The following is a 19,516-nucleotide window of genomic DNA, read 5'->3' as shown; positions in this document are numbered from 1 at the left end:
TAAAACATATATATCATGCCAGCGATAAAAACTTCCCGAATTGGTAATGCAGAACAAGAACTCTGTGTAATAACACCCGAAAGCGCTTTGAACTCCAATAAAATAAGTTTACTTACTTTTTTAGACGATAATCTCGAGAGAATTTACCAGGACCTTTATAAGTATGGGGGAATATTGTTCAGAGATTTTGATTTGATAAATCAAGAAGACTTTTTACAAATTACTTCGGTATTTTCTAAACATAACAGCTTCGATTATAAGGATGGTAATTCACCAAGGACCAATTTGGGAAATAATGTCTTTACTTCTACAGAGTATCCTAAAGAATACAATATTACACTTCATAATGAACTTTCTTACTCTTCAAAATATCCTAAAATTATATCTTTTTTTTGTGAGACTCCGGCTGAATCGGGAGGCGAAACACCCGTGTTAGACGGGAGGAAGTTTCTGTCGAAATTGAGTAGTGAGATTGTTGAAAAATTCAGATCCCATGGCGTCAGATATTCCAGATTTTTAAGTGGAAAGAAAGGATTGGGAAAAACATGGATGGAAACTTTCGAAACTCAAGATAAGGATCAAATTGAACTTTTTTGTGAAAAGAATAATATAGAATATTCTTGGATTGGGGACAACCTTTATTTATGCCAGCATGGTGTTGGTATTCTTAAACATCCTACAACCTCAGAGTGGGTATGGTTTAATCAAGCAAATCAATTTCACCCAAGTAGTTTACCTGAAGATATTTATAAAATGCTCAAACTTATTCACAGAGAGCAACCTGATAAATACCCTCAATTTGCAACATTTGGCAACGGTGAACAGATCCCGGAAGAGTATTTACATGAAATTACAAAAACATCGTTTGAATCTTCCTTATCATTTAAGTGGCAAAAAGGAGACCTCCTAATCCTTGACAACATTATAATGGCCCATGGACGACGTGCTTACTCCGGAGTTAGAAAGATCTTAGTTACAATGTGTTAAATATAAATTATGAGCTCAACTGTAAAAAAAATATTGACTGGTCTAAGAAAGGCTGGAATTAATCTGAAATTAATAGATGATAAATTAGTTGTCGATTCAAACAACAATTTGGATAATGAAATTCATGTGCTAATTCGTGAATATGAAGAAGAAATAAAGGGTTATTTGAATGAAATTAATGGAATAAAACGGACAAAGATACCATTGGCAGTGCCCAGTGACAGTTATCCTGCTTCCTCCTCCCAGCGCAGGCTATGGGTCCAACATCAGATGGATCCCAATAGTACGGCTTACAATATCACGACAGCGTATACCTTTGACGGTAATATCAACTGTTCTGCACTGAAGGCCTCTGTAGAAGAGATGTTTGCTCGACATGAAATTCTCCGAACGGTACTGTTTGAGAATGCTGCAGGATCACTCCGGCAGCGTATCCTGGGTCCCTTGAGTATGGACTTTAGTCTCCATATCGAAGACCTGGCACAAGACAAGGATTCACCGGAGGTATCGTCGCTGATAGAGGGGGAGTTCAAGCATCGCTTTGATCTGAGCACCGGCCCTTTGGTCCGTTGCAGCCTGTTTCGTCTTAGCGATGATAACTGGATATTCTGCCTGGTGATGCATCATATTGTTAGCGATGGTTGGTCCATGGATATTTTCATACGGGAACTTCTGTCCCTTTATCAGTCGAATTGTGCAGGTGAACTCAATGCGCTTGCGCCTCTACGTATCCAATATAAGGATTACGCATCCTGGCAGCAAGAACAGCTGGTCACCGGAGTTTTTGAGACGCATAAAAAATATTGGCTGGAACAGTTTTCAGGCGAACTTCCCGTCCTGAGCGGACTTGGTGACCTGATCCGACCAGATACCCGTGCAACGACCGGTAGTGTTTTTGTTAAAGCGCTTTGTGAAGACGATATTTCCCGGTTGAAAACATACGTTCAGCAGGAAGGCGGGAGTATTTTCATGGGATTTCTCTCCCTTCTGAGCATTCTGCTGTACAAATACACAAGCCAGTCTGATATGATCATTGGATGCCCGATCGCTGGTCGGGACCAGGCTGACCTTTCGGGCCAGATCGGCTTTTATCTTAATATGCTGGCGCTGCGCACCCGGGTTGATACTGAGACAGATTTCAGGTCTGTTTTCCAAGGGGTGCGAAAGGTTACCTTGGAGGCATATGAACACCAGTCTTTTCCCTTTGACGAACTGATAGAAGCGCTGGCCCCGGTACGGGAATCCGGGCGTGCACCTCTTTTTGACGTGCTGATTGATTATCACGATAATCGGGGGGGAGTCGGTCAACAGGATGTAGGGGACTTTAGGGTCGGTTCTTTTGGAGGAACTGAGCATAGCGTAAGTAAGTATGACCTGACCTTTATGTTCATCGAACATGGAGAAGGAGTCAATCTTATGATTGAGTACAATGACGCGATGTTTACGGCCCCTTATGTGGAGCGTCTTCATCATCATTTTTCCCGGCTGATGCACAACGTGTTATCTGCTCCAGAAGAACCTTTAGACACACAGCACTATTTGTCCTCGGTAGACAAGAGCCAGATATTGGAAGAATTTAATGTTTCTTTTGATTCACAGCGTGAGTTCCGGTCGTTTTTGTCAATGTTTGGTGACTGCGTTAAGAAATATCCGGATTTTGCGGCCATAGTGAACAATGGGAAGAGTACCAGCTACCGGCAACTGGAAGCCCAGTCGGATCTGCTTGCCGATATTCTTTTCAATGATTATGGCGTGAAGAAAGGCGATGCTGTTGGGGTGATGGCTGATCGTTCTGAAGAATTGATCATCTCAATTTTGGGTATCATGAAATCCGGAGGGGTTTATGTGCCGATATCACCAGATTTTCCGGAGGGGCGCAAAGAACATATTATTGCAGATTCGGAGATATCGGTACTGCTTACCCAGGCATCTTACCTTTATGATGTATCGTTCTTTTCGGGTGCAATGTTTATGGTTGATGTCCAGCTCGGTTCGGAAAGCAGGCATTATGAAAGTCATCCCAAAGTAGATTTGACATGTAATGACGGTGCTTATATTATTTATACTTCAGGGTCTACCGGTCAGCCCAAGGGATGCATTATTGACCAGGGCAATCTCTCGAATTACCTTCAATGGGCGAATGGCTATTATTTTACGGAGCTTGCTCACATAAATTTTGCATTTTTTACCTCCATAGGAGTTGACTTGACGATCACGAGTATCTTTTGCCCACTTAGCTGTGGAGGAACTATCAGTATATATGGGGCAGAGCAGACTCTATCGGATACCTTTGGCGCTATATTTTCAGGATCGAGCACGGTTAATTGTCTTAAGCTGACCCCATCGCATATTGACTACCTCGGTGAGCTGGATTTGAGTTCGTCAAATTTGGAATGTATCATCGCCGGAGGTGAACGTTTATTGGAAGGGCAGGTGAACGTTTTGGTAAGTTCGGCCCCTCATGCAAAGATCTATAACGAATACGGTCCGACAGAGACCACGGTGGGCTGTACAGTCAAAGAGATAAAATTGGGTGATGAGATTACCATAGGCCGGCCCATCGATGGGGTGGCAGCTTACATTTTGGATGAGAAAAGGGGGATATGTGGCATTGGTATCCAGGGCGAGCTAGGAATAAGCGGGAAGGGGGTTGGACAGGGCTATTTAAACCAGGCCGAGCTAACGGAGAAACGCTTTATAGCAGATCCATATAGACCAGGTGAGCGCATCTATTTAACAGGCGACATCTGTTGTTGGCGAGCGGATGGGGAATTGGAATATAAAGGTAGACGAGATAGTCAGGTAAAAGTACGGGGGCACCGTATAGAACTGGAGGAGATAGAATCGGTGCTGAATATCCATCCCCATATTAGACAGGCGGCCGTAATCCAGACAGAAGACAATAGCATGGGTATGTTGGAGGCATTTTATGTTTCGGAAGAGCCTATTGACCGGTCTGAAATAGCTACGTTTTTGGAAAGAGCCCTGCCAGATTATATGATCCCGGCTCTATTTACAAAAATAGACCAAGTTCCTATGAGCGCAAGTGGCAAGAGAGACCTAAAAGCACTGCGACAATTATCCTCAAAGAACCATGACATAGATAACGTTATTAAGCCTTCAAGTGGTATAGAAAGCGAATTATTAAAGATTTGGAATGAAGTTCTAGGTACACAATTGGAACGAGTGGGTAGTTATAGTGATTTTTTTCAATTGGGTGGTAATAGTTTGACAGCAATCAAATTACTCGGATTAATTAATAAAAGTTACTCGACTAAGCTGGATCTAAAAGATATGTTTATCCATAAAACTTTTATAGATCAACTGAATATTATTAGATTAAATTATAATTCTGGCACGGACTCAATACCATTGGCAGCGCCCAGTGACAGTTATCCTGCTTCCTCCTCCCAGCGCAGGCTATGGGTCCAACATCAGATGGATCCCAATAGTACGGCTTACAATATCACGACAGCGTATACCTTTGACGGTAATATCAACTGTTCTGCACTGAAGGCCTCTGTAGAAGAGATGTTTGCTCGACATGAAATTCTCCGAACGGTACTGTTTGAGAATGCTGCAGGATCGCTCCGGCAGCGTATCCTGGGTCCCTTGAGTACGGACTTTAGTCTCCATATCGAAGACCTGGCACAAGATAAGGATTCACCGGAGGTATCGTCGCTGATAGAGGGGGAGTTCAAGCATCGCTTTGATCTGAGCACCGGCCCTTTGGTCCGTTGCAGCCTGTTTCGTCTTAGTGATGATAACTGGATATTCTGCCTGGTGATGCATCATATTGTTAGCGATGGTTGGTCCATGGATATTTTCATACGGGAACTTCTGTCCCTTTATCAGTCGAATTGTGCAGGTGAACTCAATGCGCTTGCGCCTCTACGTATCCAATATAAGGATTACGCATCCTGGCAGCAAGAACAGCTGGTCACCGGAGTTTTTGAGACGCATAAAAAATATTGGCTGGAACAGTTTTCAGGCGAACTTCCCGTCCTGAGCGGACTTGGTGACCTGATCCGACCAGATACCCGTGCAACGACCGGTAGTGTTTTTGTTAAAGCGCTTTGTGAAGACGATATTTCCCGGTTGAAAACATACGTTCAGCAGGAAGGCGGGAGTATTTTCATGGGATTTCTCTCCCTTCTGAGCATTCTGCTGTACAAATACACAAGCCAGTCTGATATGATCATTGGATGCCCGATCGCTGGTCGGGACCAGGCTGACCTTTCGGGCCAGATCGGCTTTTATCTTAATATGCTGGCGCTGCGCACCCGGGTTGATACTGAGACAGATTTCAGGTCTGTTTTCCAAGGGGTGCGAAAGGTTACCTTGGAGGCATATGAACACCAGTCTTTTCCCTTTGACGAACTGATAGAAGCGCTGGCCCCGGTACGGGAATCCGGGCGTGCACCTCTTTTTGACGTGCTGATTGATTATCACGATAATCGGGGGGGAGTCGGTCAACAGGATGTAGGGGACTTTAGGGTCGGTTCTTTTGGAGGAACTGAGCATAGCGTAAGTAAGTATGACCTGACCTTTATGTTCATCGAACATGGAGAAGGAGTCAATCTTATGATTGAGTACAATGACGCGATGTTTACGGCCCCTTATGTGGAGCGTCTTCATCATCATTTTTCCCGGCTGATGCACAACGTGTTATCTGCTCCAGAAGAACCTTTAGACACACAGCACTATTTGTCCTCGGTAGACAAGAGCCAGATATTGGAAGAATTTAATGTTTCTTTTGATTCACAGCGTGAGTTCCGGTCGTTTTTGTCAATGTTTGGTGACTGCGTTAAGAAATATCCGGATTTTGCGGCCATAGTGAACAATGGGAAGAGTACCAGCTACCGGCAACTGGAAGCCCAGTCGGATCTGCTTGCCGATATTCTTTTCAATGATTATGGCGTGAAGAAAGGCGATGCTGTTGGGGTGATGGCTGATCGTTCTGAAGAATTGATCATCTCAATTTTGGGTATCATGAAATCCGGAGGGGTTTATGTGCCGATATCACCAGATTTTCCGGAGGGGCGCAAAGAACATATTATTGCAGATTCGGAGATATCGGTACTGCTTACCCAGGCATCTTACCTTTATGATGTATCGTTCTTTTCGGGTGCAATGTTTATGGTTGATGTCCAGCTCGGTTCGGAAAGCAGGCATTATGAAAGTCATCCCAAAGTAGATTTGACATGTAATGACGGTGCTTATATTATTTATACTTCAGGGTCTACCGGTCAGCCCAAGGGATGCATTATTGACCAGGGCAATCTCTCGAATTACCTTCAATGGGCGAATGGCTATTATTTTACGGAGCTTGCTCACATAAATTTTGCATTTTTTACCTCCATAGGAGTTGACTTGACGATCACGAGTATCTTTTGCCCACTTAGCTGTGGAGGAACTATCAGTATATATGGGGCAGAGCAGACTCTATCGGATACCTTTGGCGCTATATTTTCAGGATCGAGCACGGTTAATTGTCTTAAGCTGACCCCATCGCATATTGACTACCTCGGTGAGCTGGATTTGAGTTCGTCAAATTTGGAATGTATCATCGCCGGAGGTGAACGTTTATTGGAAGGGCAGGTGAACGTTTTGGTAAGTTCGGCCCCTCATGCAAAGATCTATAACGAATACGGTCCGACAGAGACCACGGTGGGCTGTACAGTCAAAGAGATAAAATTGGGTGATGAGATTACCATAGGCCGGCCCATCGATGGGGTGGCAGCTTACATTTTGGATGAGAAAAGGGGGATATGTGGCATTGGTATCCAGGGCGAGCTAGGAATAAGCGGGAAGGGGGTTGGACAGGGCTATTTAAACCAGGCCGAGCTAACGGAGAAACGCTTTATAGCAGATCCATATAGACCAGGTGAGCGCATCTATTTAACAGGCGACATCTGTTGTTGGCGAGCGGATGGGGAATTGGAATATAAAGGTAGACGAGATAGTCAGGTAAAAGTACGGGGGCACCGTATAGAACTGGAGGAGATAGAATCGGTGCTGAATATCCATCCCTATATTAGACAGGCGGCCGTAATCCAGACAGAAGACAATAGCATGGGTATGTTGGAGGCATTTTATGTTTCGGAAGAGCCTATTGACCGGTCTGAAATAGCTACGTTTTTGGAAAGAGCCCTGCCAGATTATATGATCCCGGCTCTATTTACAAAAATAGACCAAGTTCCTATGAGCGCAAGTGGCAAGAGAGACCTAAAAGCACTGCGACAACTATCCTCAAAGAACCATGACATAAATAACGTTATTAAGCCTTCAAATAATATCGAGAATGCCTTGATTGAGATTGTCGAAGAAGTCCTTCTAGTTAATAACATAGGGTTACAATCAAATTTTTTCGACTTAGGAGGAGATTCTATTAAATCAATTCAGATCGTTTCAAGACTAAAGAAAAAAGGTTATTTTTTGACAATCCAAGATGTACTTCTTTTTCCCGAATTGAATGAGCTAAAAAATCATATAACTGAAAATATAACAGACAGTGATCAAGGAACAATTGAAGGTAAAGTTCTACTGGGACCTATTCAAAAATATTTTTTTACAACAACAAAGATTGATTACCATCATTATAATCAATCCGTACTACTTGAAATATCAAAAGACCTTAATACGGAAGTACTCAAAGGTATTTTCCAAAGAATAATTCATCACCATGATGCTTTAAGGATGCGTTTTGCTAAAACAGAACATGAATGGAACCAGTTTAATTTGGGGCATGAAGATAATGAGATATCTTTTAGTGTGATTGAAGAAGAAGAATATTTTGATTTTGAAAAATACTGTAATGAGATCCAACGAAGTTTTAATCTAGAAAAGGGGCCACTTATAAAAATATATTTATTTAGAAAATCAAGTGATTCAGATAGATTACTGATTATAGCTCATCATTTGGTTGTTGATGGTGTTTCTTGGCGTATTATTTTCGAGGATCTAGCAATATTGATTGATCAATATTATACTAATAAAGAATTTGAGTTACCAAAGAAGTCAGATTCATTTAAATATTGGATGGAATGGCAAACAGAGTATGTAGCTAGTGGGCAGCTTGAGGAAGAAAAACAATATTGGGGTGATGTGAATGCTAAAGATGTGGTTCATCTAAAAAAAGATATTGCGCTTGGAACTAATTTACAAAAGGACTCAGGAACGAAATACTTTAAGTTAGATGAAAAAACGACAGAATTATTCGTTACCAAAATGAATAACAATGATTATAAAGCTGTACAAAAGGATATTTTACTTGCAGTCCTTTCTTTATCACTTTCACAAATTTTTGAAACAAATCAAATAACTGTCAATTTAGAAGGACATGGCAGGGAGTCATTGGCAAAGAACATCGATGTTAGTAGAACTGTTGGTTGGTTTACAACGCTATACCCTGTTCATTTTGAAGTGAAAAATAAGGAAAATTTATTGAGTCATTTGCTTGATTGCCAGGCCAAAATACAGGAAATACCGAATAATGGGTTCGGCTTTGGGGCGTTAAAATATTTAGGCGGCATGCCTTACCAAATTTTGCCAGAGGTCACATTTAATTATTTAGGTGACTTTGGTAGGGGCGTTGAATTAAAGGAGAAAAAACAACTTTTTAGATTTATTGGGGATCAAGTTGGAGATCAAATACCACCAGATAGAGAACGCTCCGAACTAATCAATATCTCAGCAATAATAGTTGATCGAAGTCTCCACGTAAATATTACATATAGTAAAGAGCAGTTTTTGGATTCAACAATGGATGATTTGCTAAGTTCTTTTAAAAATTACTTATGTAAGTATATCGAACTGCTTTCATCCGATCCGGCTCAGAATGAAAAGACAAAGAATCTTACATTTCAAGGCCTTTCTCAAACGGAGATCGAAAAGATCAATAGTATTTAATTTTTTTTAAGAATTCATTTGGTGAAAATTATTTTTTATAATGATTGAAGATATTTACAAATTAAGTCCTTTACAAGAAGGTCTTTACTTTCATTGGTTAACTAATCCTTATTCACAAGATTATTTTGTTCAGTTATCTTTCAAAATTAAGGGAAAACTTGATGTTGAAATTTTAAAGGAGAGCTATCGAGAACTTGTAGCAAGACATCCGTTGTTAAGAACGTTTTTTAGCCATGAATATGGTTCAACTTTATTACAAGTTGTAAAAACAGGTATTGAATCAGAATATCAAATAATAGAAGAATGTAATGATACCATAGCTGAGAAATTCAAGGTTTCTGACAGATCGAAGGGTTTTGATTTGAACCGAGGTTCTCAAATGAGATTAGGAGTGTTAAAATTTGATGATGAAACATTTGAACTTGTTTGGAGCCACCATCATATTATAATGGATGGTTGGTGTTTAAGTATCTTAATGCGCGATTTTTTTAGCATTTATTTACACAGATTGTCAGGACAACAACCGTTCTTTGCAAAGCTTGTACCTTTTTCGAATTATATTAAATGGTTAGAAACGAGAGACGAAAACGAATCAATAGATTACTGGAGAAAGAAACTTGCTCATATTGAAGAAAATACCGTAATACCTTTTCAAAAGAATGCTCATGAATCTTCTATCAATAAAAGTGAGCATGTAGGATATAATTTTACCAAAGAGACGTCGGACAAAATTCGCAATTATTGTAAACAAAATGGGTTAACAGAAAATACATTTTTTCAAACACTCTGGGCGATCCATCTTTCCAAATTTACTCAGACAAAAGATATCGTATTCGGTTCTGTAGTGTCAGGGAGGCCTGCGGATTTAGAGGGTGTTGAAGAAATGATCGGATTATTTAGTAATACAGTTCCGGTTCATGTTGCAGTTAATACTTCTTTGACTGTTGCAGCATTAGCTAAGCAGACTCAGGAGAGTTTTATTGACTCAATTAACTATCATCATATGCAGTTGGCCGATATTTTATCTACTACAGCCTTTGGTAATGCATTGTTTGATCATATATTAGTGTATGAAAACTATCCTGTTCAAGAATTAATAGCCGGAAAAGAGAAAAACGAAAATTCCAATATTAATGAACTATCAATCGTTTCCTCTCAAGCATTTGATCAAATTGGTTATAATTTTTGGGTTACATTTAGTTCTCGCAAGGATTTTTCTATTGATTTCGGATTCAACAGCTTTATTTACAATGATGGTGAGGTAAAGTGTTTTTTGGATAGATTTGTCAATTTAATTGATTCCCTTCTAGTTAATCCAGTAAATCAAATAAAAGGGTTATCAAATCTTGACCATAAAGAATATCTTAATCTAATCCAATTGTCTCAAGGGAGGAAAGTTAATCTAAGCGGGCGAACAGTTTTGGAATTGTTTCAGAATCAAGTAAAAATAAACGAAGAAAAAATTGCGGTAAAATATAGGGATAAAGAGTTTACTTTTAATGAAATAGATGAATTGAGTTCGAGATTAGCCTCTAATCTTTTGCTAAAATTCGAAATTTTAAAAGGCGACATTATAGCCATCGAACTGCCAAGAGATGAAAGATTAATCATTTGTTATTTGGCTGTTATCAAATGTGGCGCTGTTTTTCTTCCTATTGACTCTTCTTTACCTGCTGAAAGAATAGAGTTTATACATAGAGATAGCAAGTCTGTTTGTTGTTTAACTACCGATCTATTTAACGAGCTGATGGAGGTTGGCCAAATAAATAAACATGAGGTTAAGGTCGAAGGTAATGATGTTATGTATCTATTATATACTTCGGGATCAACTGGAATGCCGAAGGGGTGCTTACTGAATCATGAAGGGATTGTGAATCGATTAGAATGGATGTGGAAATATCTCGAAGGTACAGAATCGGATGTAATACTGAATAAAACAAATTGTGCATTTGACGTTTCGATCTGGGAAATCTTTCTTCCCATTTGCTTTGGGGCTACCCTAGTTTTTGCAGATGGCGATGTTGCTGATCCAGATAATTTAGTAAGTCATATTGAGAAATATTCAGTCTCTATACTTCACTTCGTTCCTTCAATGTTAAATGAATTTATAGACTCAATAAAACTAGATCATCAAAATTTAAATAAGCTAAGGAGCCTTAAACAAATAATTTCCAGTGGTGAAGAACTTAAGGCCGAATTCGTAAATAAGTGGTACAATATAAGTAAAATACCGATTTATAATTTTTATGGCCCAACGGAAGCGAGTATTGACGTAACCTTTTTTAAAACTAGGCTAGGATTAAATAGTATTCCTATAGGACGTCCGATTAATAATATGCAAGTTTATATACTTGATCCTAACGATTGTCCACAACCTAAGGGCGCGATTGGAGAAATTTGTCTTTCAGGTATAGGATTAGCCCAAGGTTATCTCAACAGAGAAACTTTAACAGCGGAACGTTTTGTTCCATTTTCTAGTAATGAAGAAATAACCATATATCGCACTGGTGATTTAGGCCGTTGGTTATGGGATGGAAATATTGAATTTTTAGGTCGTATTGATGATCAGGTGAAAATACGTGGATACAGAATTGAACTCGCTGAAATTGAAAATGCCCTTTTAGCTTCGGCTGAAATTTCATCTGCAGTGGTTATCGCGAACGATTTTGGAAGAGGAGAGTTGGAATTGTGCGCTTTTGTTGTGTCAGAAAGGGAATTTGATAAAAATACTTTGCGTATGAACTTACTGAATCGAATTCCCGCATATATGGTACCCGTTAATTTTATACGTGTAGATTCCATCCCTCTTACGGCAAATGGAAAAGCAGACAAAAAAGCTTTATCTCGAATACCCATTAATTCATCCATTAACGTAGATTTGAGTATAATTGCTCCAGAAAGTGATACTGAAGTTGCTTTAACAGCGCTATGGGCTGAGGTATTGGGAATAGAAAAGCAAAAAATAGGAAAATATTCGGATTTTTTTGAACTTGGGGGGCATAGTCTAAGAACGATCAGATTGATGTCAACTATATTTAAAAAGTTTAACGTCCAGTTAGGCTTAAAACTGTTATTTGACAATTCCTCTTTATCTGGGCAAGCTCTCCTTATCGAAAAATCTACTTTAGATAGTTCTTTAACTTTAACAGGCGCTCCGGCCCAGGAAGCTTATGAAATTTTACCCACGCAGCTAAAGTTATGGATGCTCAGCCAAAATAATGAAGCAAATATTACCTATAACGTTTATGGAGTATACGAATTTGAAAAGGGAATTGATCAAAGTATTTTTGATACGATCTTCAAATATCTGATAAAAAGGCATGAAGTGCTTCGGACAAGTTTTTTTATTGATCAAGAGGGGAAAGTTCAACAAAAGATTATACCTGTTTCAGATGTTTACTTTAATGTAGAGTTGGTTGATACCAACAATAAGACCAATCTTGAAGAAGGTATTTTAGACAAGATATTTCTTCCTTTCGACTTAAAAAAAGGACCTTTATTGAAAGCTTATCTCTTTAGGGCGCCAGGTGCGAAGTTAAAGTTAGTATTTGTTATACACCACATAATTTGTGATGACTGGTCATTTAGGATATTGGAGAATGAATTCCATCAATTAATGGAATCGCAAATAAGAAATGAACAGTTTAGTTTGCCTGAAGTTAAAATACAATTTAAAGACTTTTCTACTTGGAAATTAAATGCTTTAACACAAGAGAAATTGTTGAGCCAGCGGGAATATTGGGCTAATAAGCTAGGGGGAGATCTTATCCGAACACAATTCCCGCTAGATATGCCGAAAAGTGGTCATCAGACATATGAAGGTAGAAGTTTAATAGGGAACTTCGATCAGTCTGTATTGAGGTCTCTCAAGAATTTGGCTACTGATCAAAAAACTACCTTATACGTAGTGGTGCTTTCTGCAATAAAGGCAATTCTATTTCGATATACTTCGGAAACAGATATCCTTGTTGGTTCATCCGCATCAAGTCGAGAAAGAGAAGAGCTTTATGGCACAATAGGATATTTTGTCAACTCTCTTCCCTTGAGGACAATATTAAACGAGGATGACACTTTTCTGTCCCTTTTAAACAAAGTAAAAGCTACTGTTTCTGAGGCATTGGAAAATCAAGACTATGATTTTGAAGAGATCTATGATAATTTAAACAATAATGGATCGGTTAATAGCAATGCATTGTTCAATATTATGGTTGTGTTTCAGCCAAAGGACGCAGATCAGAAACGCCCTCCTATTGCGTCAAATTCAACGCATTCTATCGACTCAAAGATTCAATTACATTCGGGAGTCAGAAGTAAATTTGATATAAGTTTTTTTATAAGGGAAATGGAGACTTCTATTTCTATTAATATAATTTATAATAGTAAACTTTACGAAGATAAAACCATTAAACGTTTATTCGAATCATTTAATTTGCTAGTGACTTCGATTGGTAAGTTTAATCATTGTAATCTTAACAAATTACCTGTTATTTCAAAGGAAGACTTATTATCGATAACACAATTCCTACCTTATGCTACTAATAGTTTTCCGGAATATGATAGCTTAAGTATATTAGACCTCTTTGATGATCAAGTGAGAAACAATGGAAACGCCATAGCTGTAAGTTCTAATAACAGGCAATTATCTTATTTAGAATTGGATATTATATCAAGTAGGCTCGCAAAGCTACTCTTGAATGACTACAAATTAGTACCTGGAGCGCTTGTAGGGATATTATTGGATCGAAATATAGACTACGTAACCTGTATGCTTGCCATTATGAAAACTGGTGCAGCATATCTACCAATCGATATAGAATTTCCTCAAGAACGAATACGAACTATTGTGAGAGAATCGCAGATAAAGATTGTAATCACTCAATCGGAGTATTTATTTTCGTTGGATTATTTTTCAGGCACCTTATTTGCGATTGATATTCAGTTAGATCAAGAAAATCTCGTTCGAGATTATGAATTAAAACGGAATATTACTAAGAATGACTGCGCTTATGTTGTTTATACATCCGGCAGTACAGGAAAACCTAAAGGTGTACGTGTAAGTCATGGCGCAATTTTGGATTATCTATATGGAATCCGTTCGTCAACAAATATTTCAGAGGCGAAATCATTTGGACTGCTTTCTTCTTTTGCAACTGACCTCGGGAACACTACCTTGTTTACCAGTTTGTGTTCAGGAGGAAGGCTTGTTATCTTTTCGACGGAGGAATCAATGAGCGGAAGGGCGATCAAACACCATAATCTAGATTGTATCAAAATTGTTCCAACTCATTGGAAATTGTTAGCATTAAGTGAAGGAATATTTACACCAAATACTACTTTAATTTTTGGAGGAGAGTCGATAGGTGAAGACGTTTTAGATTTATTGAGGAAAAATTCAATCTCATGTATAATATATAACCATTATGGACCAACGGAAACTACAATTGGAAAATTAATTTATAAAATCAATATTCATGAGAAAGATAAGCTACTTCCACTCGGTAGGCCTTTCGGAAATAATGAAGTTTATTTGTTAAATGGGCAAGGAGATTTTGTACCTGTTGGAGCTATTGGTGAAATTTACATCGGTGGTGTCGGTTTATCTTTAGGTTATTTACACGATGCCAAATTGACTAAGGAAAAATTTGTAAAAGCGAAATGGGATGATAGTTTAATTTTATATAAAACCGGAGATTATGGGAGATGGTTAAATGATAAAAACTTATTTTTCGAAGGACGCAAAGATGCGCAAGTTAAGATTCGTGGTAATCGAGTTGAATTACCCGAAATTACAAGGAGATTAGAGGAATTGGAATATATCGATCAAGCAGTATTGCTTCCATTTATGGATTTGGAGAGCCAAATTGAGATTTATGCATTTCTGATCTCAAAGTATAAGCTGCAAAAAGAAATAATACTGGAATATTTAAGTGAATACCTGCCCTCATATATGATTCCAAAAGAGTTGATTTTTGTTGAGAAAATACCTTTGTTAGCAAATGGCAAACTTGATGTTAAATCCTTAAAACAGCTCGCGGTTGATCTTGAAGTAAAAACTTTTAAAATTGAATCACTAACTACTTGCACCGAAATTGAATTAGCAAAAATTTGGAGTAAAGTATTAAATATCAATCTTGATAATATAGGAAAAAAGGAACATTTTTTTAATTTGGGTGGGCATAGTCTTAAAGTAGCTCAACTTGTTAATGAAGTAAATAAAAAATTCAATAAGAACATTGAATTTTATGAAATTTTTGAAACACCGGTGCTGGAAGAGCAAGCTAAATTAATCTTTGATTCTCATTCAGTGAAATATATACCGATAGGTAAGACTTCTGAAAAAGAGATGTATCGGATTTCTGCGTCACAGAGAAGAATCTGGTTAGTCTGTCAAAATCCGGCTGCCGGGAGCATGTATAATATTCCTAAATTTTATGAGTTTGCGGATTTGAACATTGAAAAATTCAAAAAAGCAGTGAATCTAGTTGTTAAAAGGCATGAAATTTTACGTACAATTTTCAAGGAGGTCCAACACGAAACAGATGTGATGCAGATCATACTGAACATGAACGATATTACTATCGTTGTAAATGAAATTGATCTAAGAGGGAATGACGATCCATATGTGCAAGTCCTTGATAAAATTAACATTGATGCCAAAACTCAATTTGATCTAGAAGAATTTCCGCTTTTTGTATTAAACTTGTATCGTATTGCCGATAAAAATCATATACTAAGTTTTGTTATCCATCATATCATAAGTGATGCTTGGTCTGCCCAGAATGTGATGAAAGAGTTCCTTCTCGCCTACAATGCATTTCTTAAAAATGAAGAACCCAATTTGTCAAATATCGAAATTCAATATAAAGATTTCTCAGAATGGCAGCATGATCAATTGGATACAGGGAAGTTGAATAATCAAAAGACATTTTGGTTAGATCTTTTTGATGATTTACCCGAAAAGACCGTTTTACCACATCAATCAACTTTTGACGCATTAAAGACCTACCATGGAAGTCAAGAAAATTTCTCTATTGATGTAAAGATTCTAAATCAATTTAATAAGCTATTGGCAAAATCTGATCACTCTACCTTCACGGGGATATTGGCCTTGATGAGTATTTTGTTAAAAAGATACACTAATTCAGATAAAATTATTTTTGGTATTCCCATTCCTGGTCGGACAAAGGAAGAATTACATAATTCTGTTGGAATGTTTGTAAACCTTTTGCCCATAAAGATTGATTTTAAACCTGAAGATACTTTTCAGGACCTCGTAGATCAGGTTCAAAGATATCTATCGCTTGCTATGCAAAATCAAGATTATCCTTATGATTCTTTGATTGATGAGCTAAATAGTTTAAATAATGCTTGTAAGTCACTTTTCGAAATTATGGTTACCTATAATGATCTTAAAGATACCAAGTCATCGAACAATACGGATATTCTAGGATTTAATACTAGTTCACAGCTCAACAGGAAATATGGAGGAAATGGAACGAGCAAATATGATATTTCGTTTAATTTTTCCGACTCTGATGATGGCCTTATATTGAGGATCGAATATAATTCCGATTTATTTGATAGAGTCTTTATTTTAACTTTTTTTGATCACTTTTTAGGGCTCTTCAATTCCTTGTTGAAAAATCCACAAAGTTTAATAAATAATTTGGAAATGCTTGCAGACCAGGAATTAAAAGAGCTTCTTCGAATAGGTAGTACGGATGAATATAAATTTATCGAATCAAATGTAATAGAGCTATTCTATCATAATTTTTTAGATAAAAAGAATCTATTAGCCTATGCCTCTGGAAAGGTCAAGTATACATATTCACAAATAGATGAAGTTTCAAATAAAGGTGCGATCTATTTGCAAAATTATTTTGAAGGGAAAAAGGGAAATATTATTGCTGTCTTATTACAAAACAAGGATGAGAGATCTATTTTTTCAATATTGAGTATTCTAAAATCTGGTAATACTTATCTGCCAATTGACCCTAATGTATCCGGTGATCGTAGAAACTTTATTCTTACAAATTCCAATTGCAAATATATTATTGACGAAAATTCATTTGAGGAAATGTTTAGTATTGTTGAAGAAGAGATTCCCCTGATGAAGATTAACAGTAGTGATATAGCATATATTTTATATACATCAGGTACTACAGGTACTCCCAAGGGCGTGAAAATAAGTCATCAATCTCTGTTCAAAACAATTAGAGGACATTTAAATATGATGTCTCTCGAGCCAGGGATGAGAATGACTCAGTTTTTTCCATTAACTTTTGATCCCTCTCTGTTGGAAATTTTTATCGCATTGTGCTCCGGATGCCAACTCTTCAATGTCGATGAAAATCTTAGACTTGAGCCGGAAAATCTGGTTAACTTTATTAAAGTTAATAAAATTGATATTTCTTTTTTGCCTCCAGCAATTTTAAGGGTGATTGCTATCGAATCATTAAAAAATTTGAAGATATTACTGACTGGTGGAGAATTAGTAGATAAAAAATATGTTGAACAGTTTGCCCAATTTGGTAAATATTATAATTCTTATGGTCTTACGGAGACTGCCATCGCATCTACTTATTTTGAATATAACGCTCTAGATGAACTACGATATTCTGTACCAATCGGAAAACCGGTTGAAGGAACATATGTCTACGTATTAGACAATGATTTAAACTTGGTTCCAAAGGGAATAAATGGGGAAATTGTAATTGGTGGTTTGAATCCATCAGATGGCTATTTAGACATCGAGCCGAACGAAAAGCCAAAATTTCTTAAAGATCCTTTTAGGAAGGGCTGTCATATATTTCTAACCGGTGATATTGGCAGATGGGATAATTATGACAATTTAATTATAACAGGAAGGGCGGATAATCAAGTAAAGATTAATGGTTATAGGGTGGAGCTTTCTGAAATTGAATATCAGTTGCGAAATTTGTCCTTCGTATCGGATGCCAGGGCATTGATAAATATTCGGGATGGAGTAAAACAGTTGGTTGCAGCTTTAGAAACTGATAAAGAGTTAAGCTTAAACGATATTAATACGGTATTAAGGGTGGAGCTGCCCCATTTTATGGTTCCTAAGGAATATTATATCTATAAAACTTTTCCAGTCAATAAAAATGGAAAGACCAACTTGGAAGAAATAAAAAAGTTGAATGCTGTTAGGCTTATTGATACAACTTTTACTGTTGAATTGACTGTTACACAGCAAATTTTGCACGAAAATTGGTGTCGAGTCCTAAAATTGAATGCAATCTCAATAGATAGCAGTTTTTTTGATATTGGAGGAGATTCATTACTAGCCGTTACATGTGTAGGTGCTATAAATGACAAGATTCATAGAAGGATAAGCGTAAGAGACCTCTACAATTGCCCAACGATCAAACTATTGTCAGATTTAATTGATCAGGAGGGGGGCAATATAAGTAATTCAGAAGTTGTTGATTGCGAAATTATACTAAATGAGTTAAAAGGTAGTGACCTTTGGAGACACCCAATCCAGGAATTTGAAGATAAATTTGATAATGTATTATTAACTGGTGCTACTGGTTTTGTTGGTATATATCTACTACAGAAAATTCTGGAAAAAACAAGTAATGCCATTGTATATTGCCTGGTTCGTGCAACAGACATCGGGCTTGCAAAAGCACGTATTATAAAAAATATGAGTTTTTATGGATTATTCAAAGAAGAATATCTGGAAAGAATAGTACCTGTTTTAGGACATCTTGAGAAAGAACATTTTGGTATCCCAAAAGAACTATATATAAACCTAGCTCATAAAATTGACTATATTTATAATACTGCCGCTGAAATGGATTTGATATCAAATTTCGAAAAATTAAAAAAGGTAAACGTTGTTGGGACATTAGAAATAATTAAATTTTCAACCTACGGGAAGTCTAAAAAAATCATACATACGTCTACATTGTCTATTTTTTCGTCCAATGATAAAAAATCAATAGATGAAAGTACAAATATACAAGACGAAAAACACTATCATTCATCAGGATATGCGAGTTCTAAATGGATGAGTGAAATGCTTCTTTTTCATTTTAAAGAAAAAGGATTGCCAATTCAAATTCACCGACTAGGCTTAATTACGGGCGATCGTATTTCAGGTAGGATGCCAATTAGTCAGTGGTTCCCTAGATTTCTGAAGTCTTGTTACGAGATGGGAGAATATCCCCTAGGTTATGAAGTACCAATTACACCGGTGGATTTTGTTGCAAGTAGCATATATGAACTTTCTCGTTTATCCGATGGTAGTGATGGCGTATTTCACATTTCAAATGAGATCAATCTACCTATTGAAAAGTTTTTTTGTGAGCATAGGCAGTCCAAGGTTCTTATTCCTTTAGAAGGTACGGTATGGTTTAACTCACAATACCAAAAATCGAAGTCTAGACCTCTGGATATTTCACCTTTCTTAGATGCGCGTATAACAAAGATAGATGAAAATGACAAGATAGAGATGAACTTTTCCTCTTCAAATAAGAAGGTAAGCACAGAATATACTATGAAAATGTTAAGCTCATTGGGTATTTATTTACCTGAGCTGGAACCCTATGCAAAAAAATATCTTACTAATCTAATATCTAATATATAAGCT

Annotated in this window: 3 protein-coding genes; all 3 read left to right on the top strand. The window is 37.3% G+C overall.

What is annotated here, in order from left to right; all coding sequences use genetic code 11:
- Positions 1–15 precede the first annotated feature (15 nt).
- From CBM24_RS21720 to CBM24_RS21710, 3 genes are read left to right on the top strand one after another with little or no spacing between them, the layout of a single operon-like run.
- Positions 16–987: a TauD/TfdA family dioxygenase gene (locus CBM24_RS21720; RefSeq protein ID WP_088162708.1), complete on the top strand. Its 972-nt coding sequence runs from the start codon at positions 16–18 to the stop codon at positions 985–987.
- 9 nt (positions 988–996) lie between these two features.
- Positions 997–8,898 (top strand): non-ribosomal peptide synthetase, encoded by a 7,902-nt coding sequence (locus CBM24_RS21715; RefSeq protein ID WP_088162707.1) that lies wholly within the window; start codon positions 997–999, stop codon positions 8,896–8,898.
- Positions 8,899–8,938: 40 nt separating this feature from the next.
- Positions 8,939–19,513, top strand: coding sequence for a non-ribosomal peptide synthetase (locus CBM24_RS21710; protein ID WP_088162706.1), 10,575 nt, complete (start codon positions 8,939–8,941; stop codon positions 19,511–19,513).
- Positions 19,514–19,516 lie beyond the last annotated feature (3 nt).

It is taken from the genome of Sphingobacterium sp. G1-14, from assembly GCF_002196555.1.
Classification (GTDB): Bacteria; Bacteroidota; Bacteroidia; order Sphingobacteriales; family Sphingobacteriaceae; genus Sphingobacterium; species Sphingobacterium siyangense.
Note: the sequence above shows the minus strand (reverse complement) of the source record. Positions and strands in the feature narration are given on the sequence as shown.

Bases quoted from the DNA above. Each gene is read 5' to 3' on its own strand.
- CBM24_RS21710 (WP_088162706.1), top strand. From the start codon at position 8,939: ATGATTGAAGATATTTACAAATTAAGTCCTTTACAAGAAGGTCTTTAC.
- CBM24_RS21715 (WP_088162707.1), top strand. From the start codon at position 997: ATGAGCTCAACTGTAAAAAAAATATTGACTGGTCTAAGAAAGGCTGGA.
- CBM24_RS21720 (WP_088162708.1), top strand. From the start codon at position 16: ATGCCAGCGATAAAAACTTCCCGAATTGGTAATGCAGAACAAGAACTC.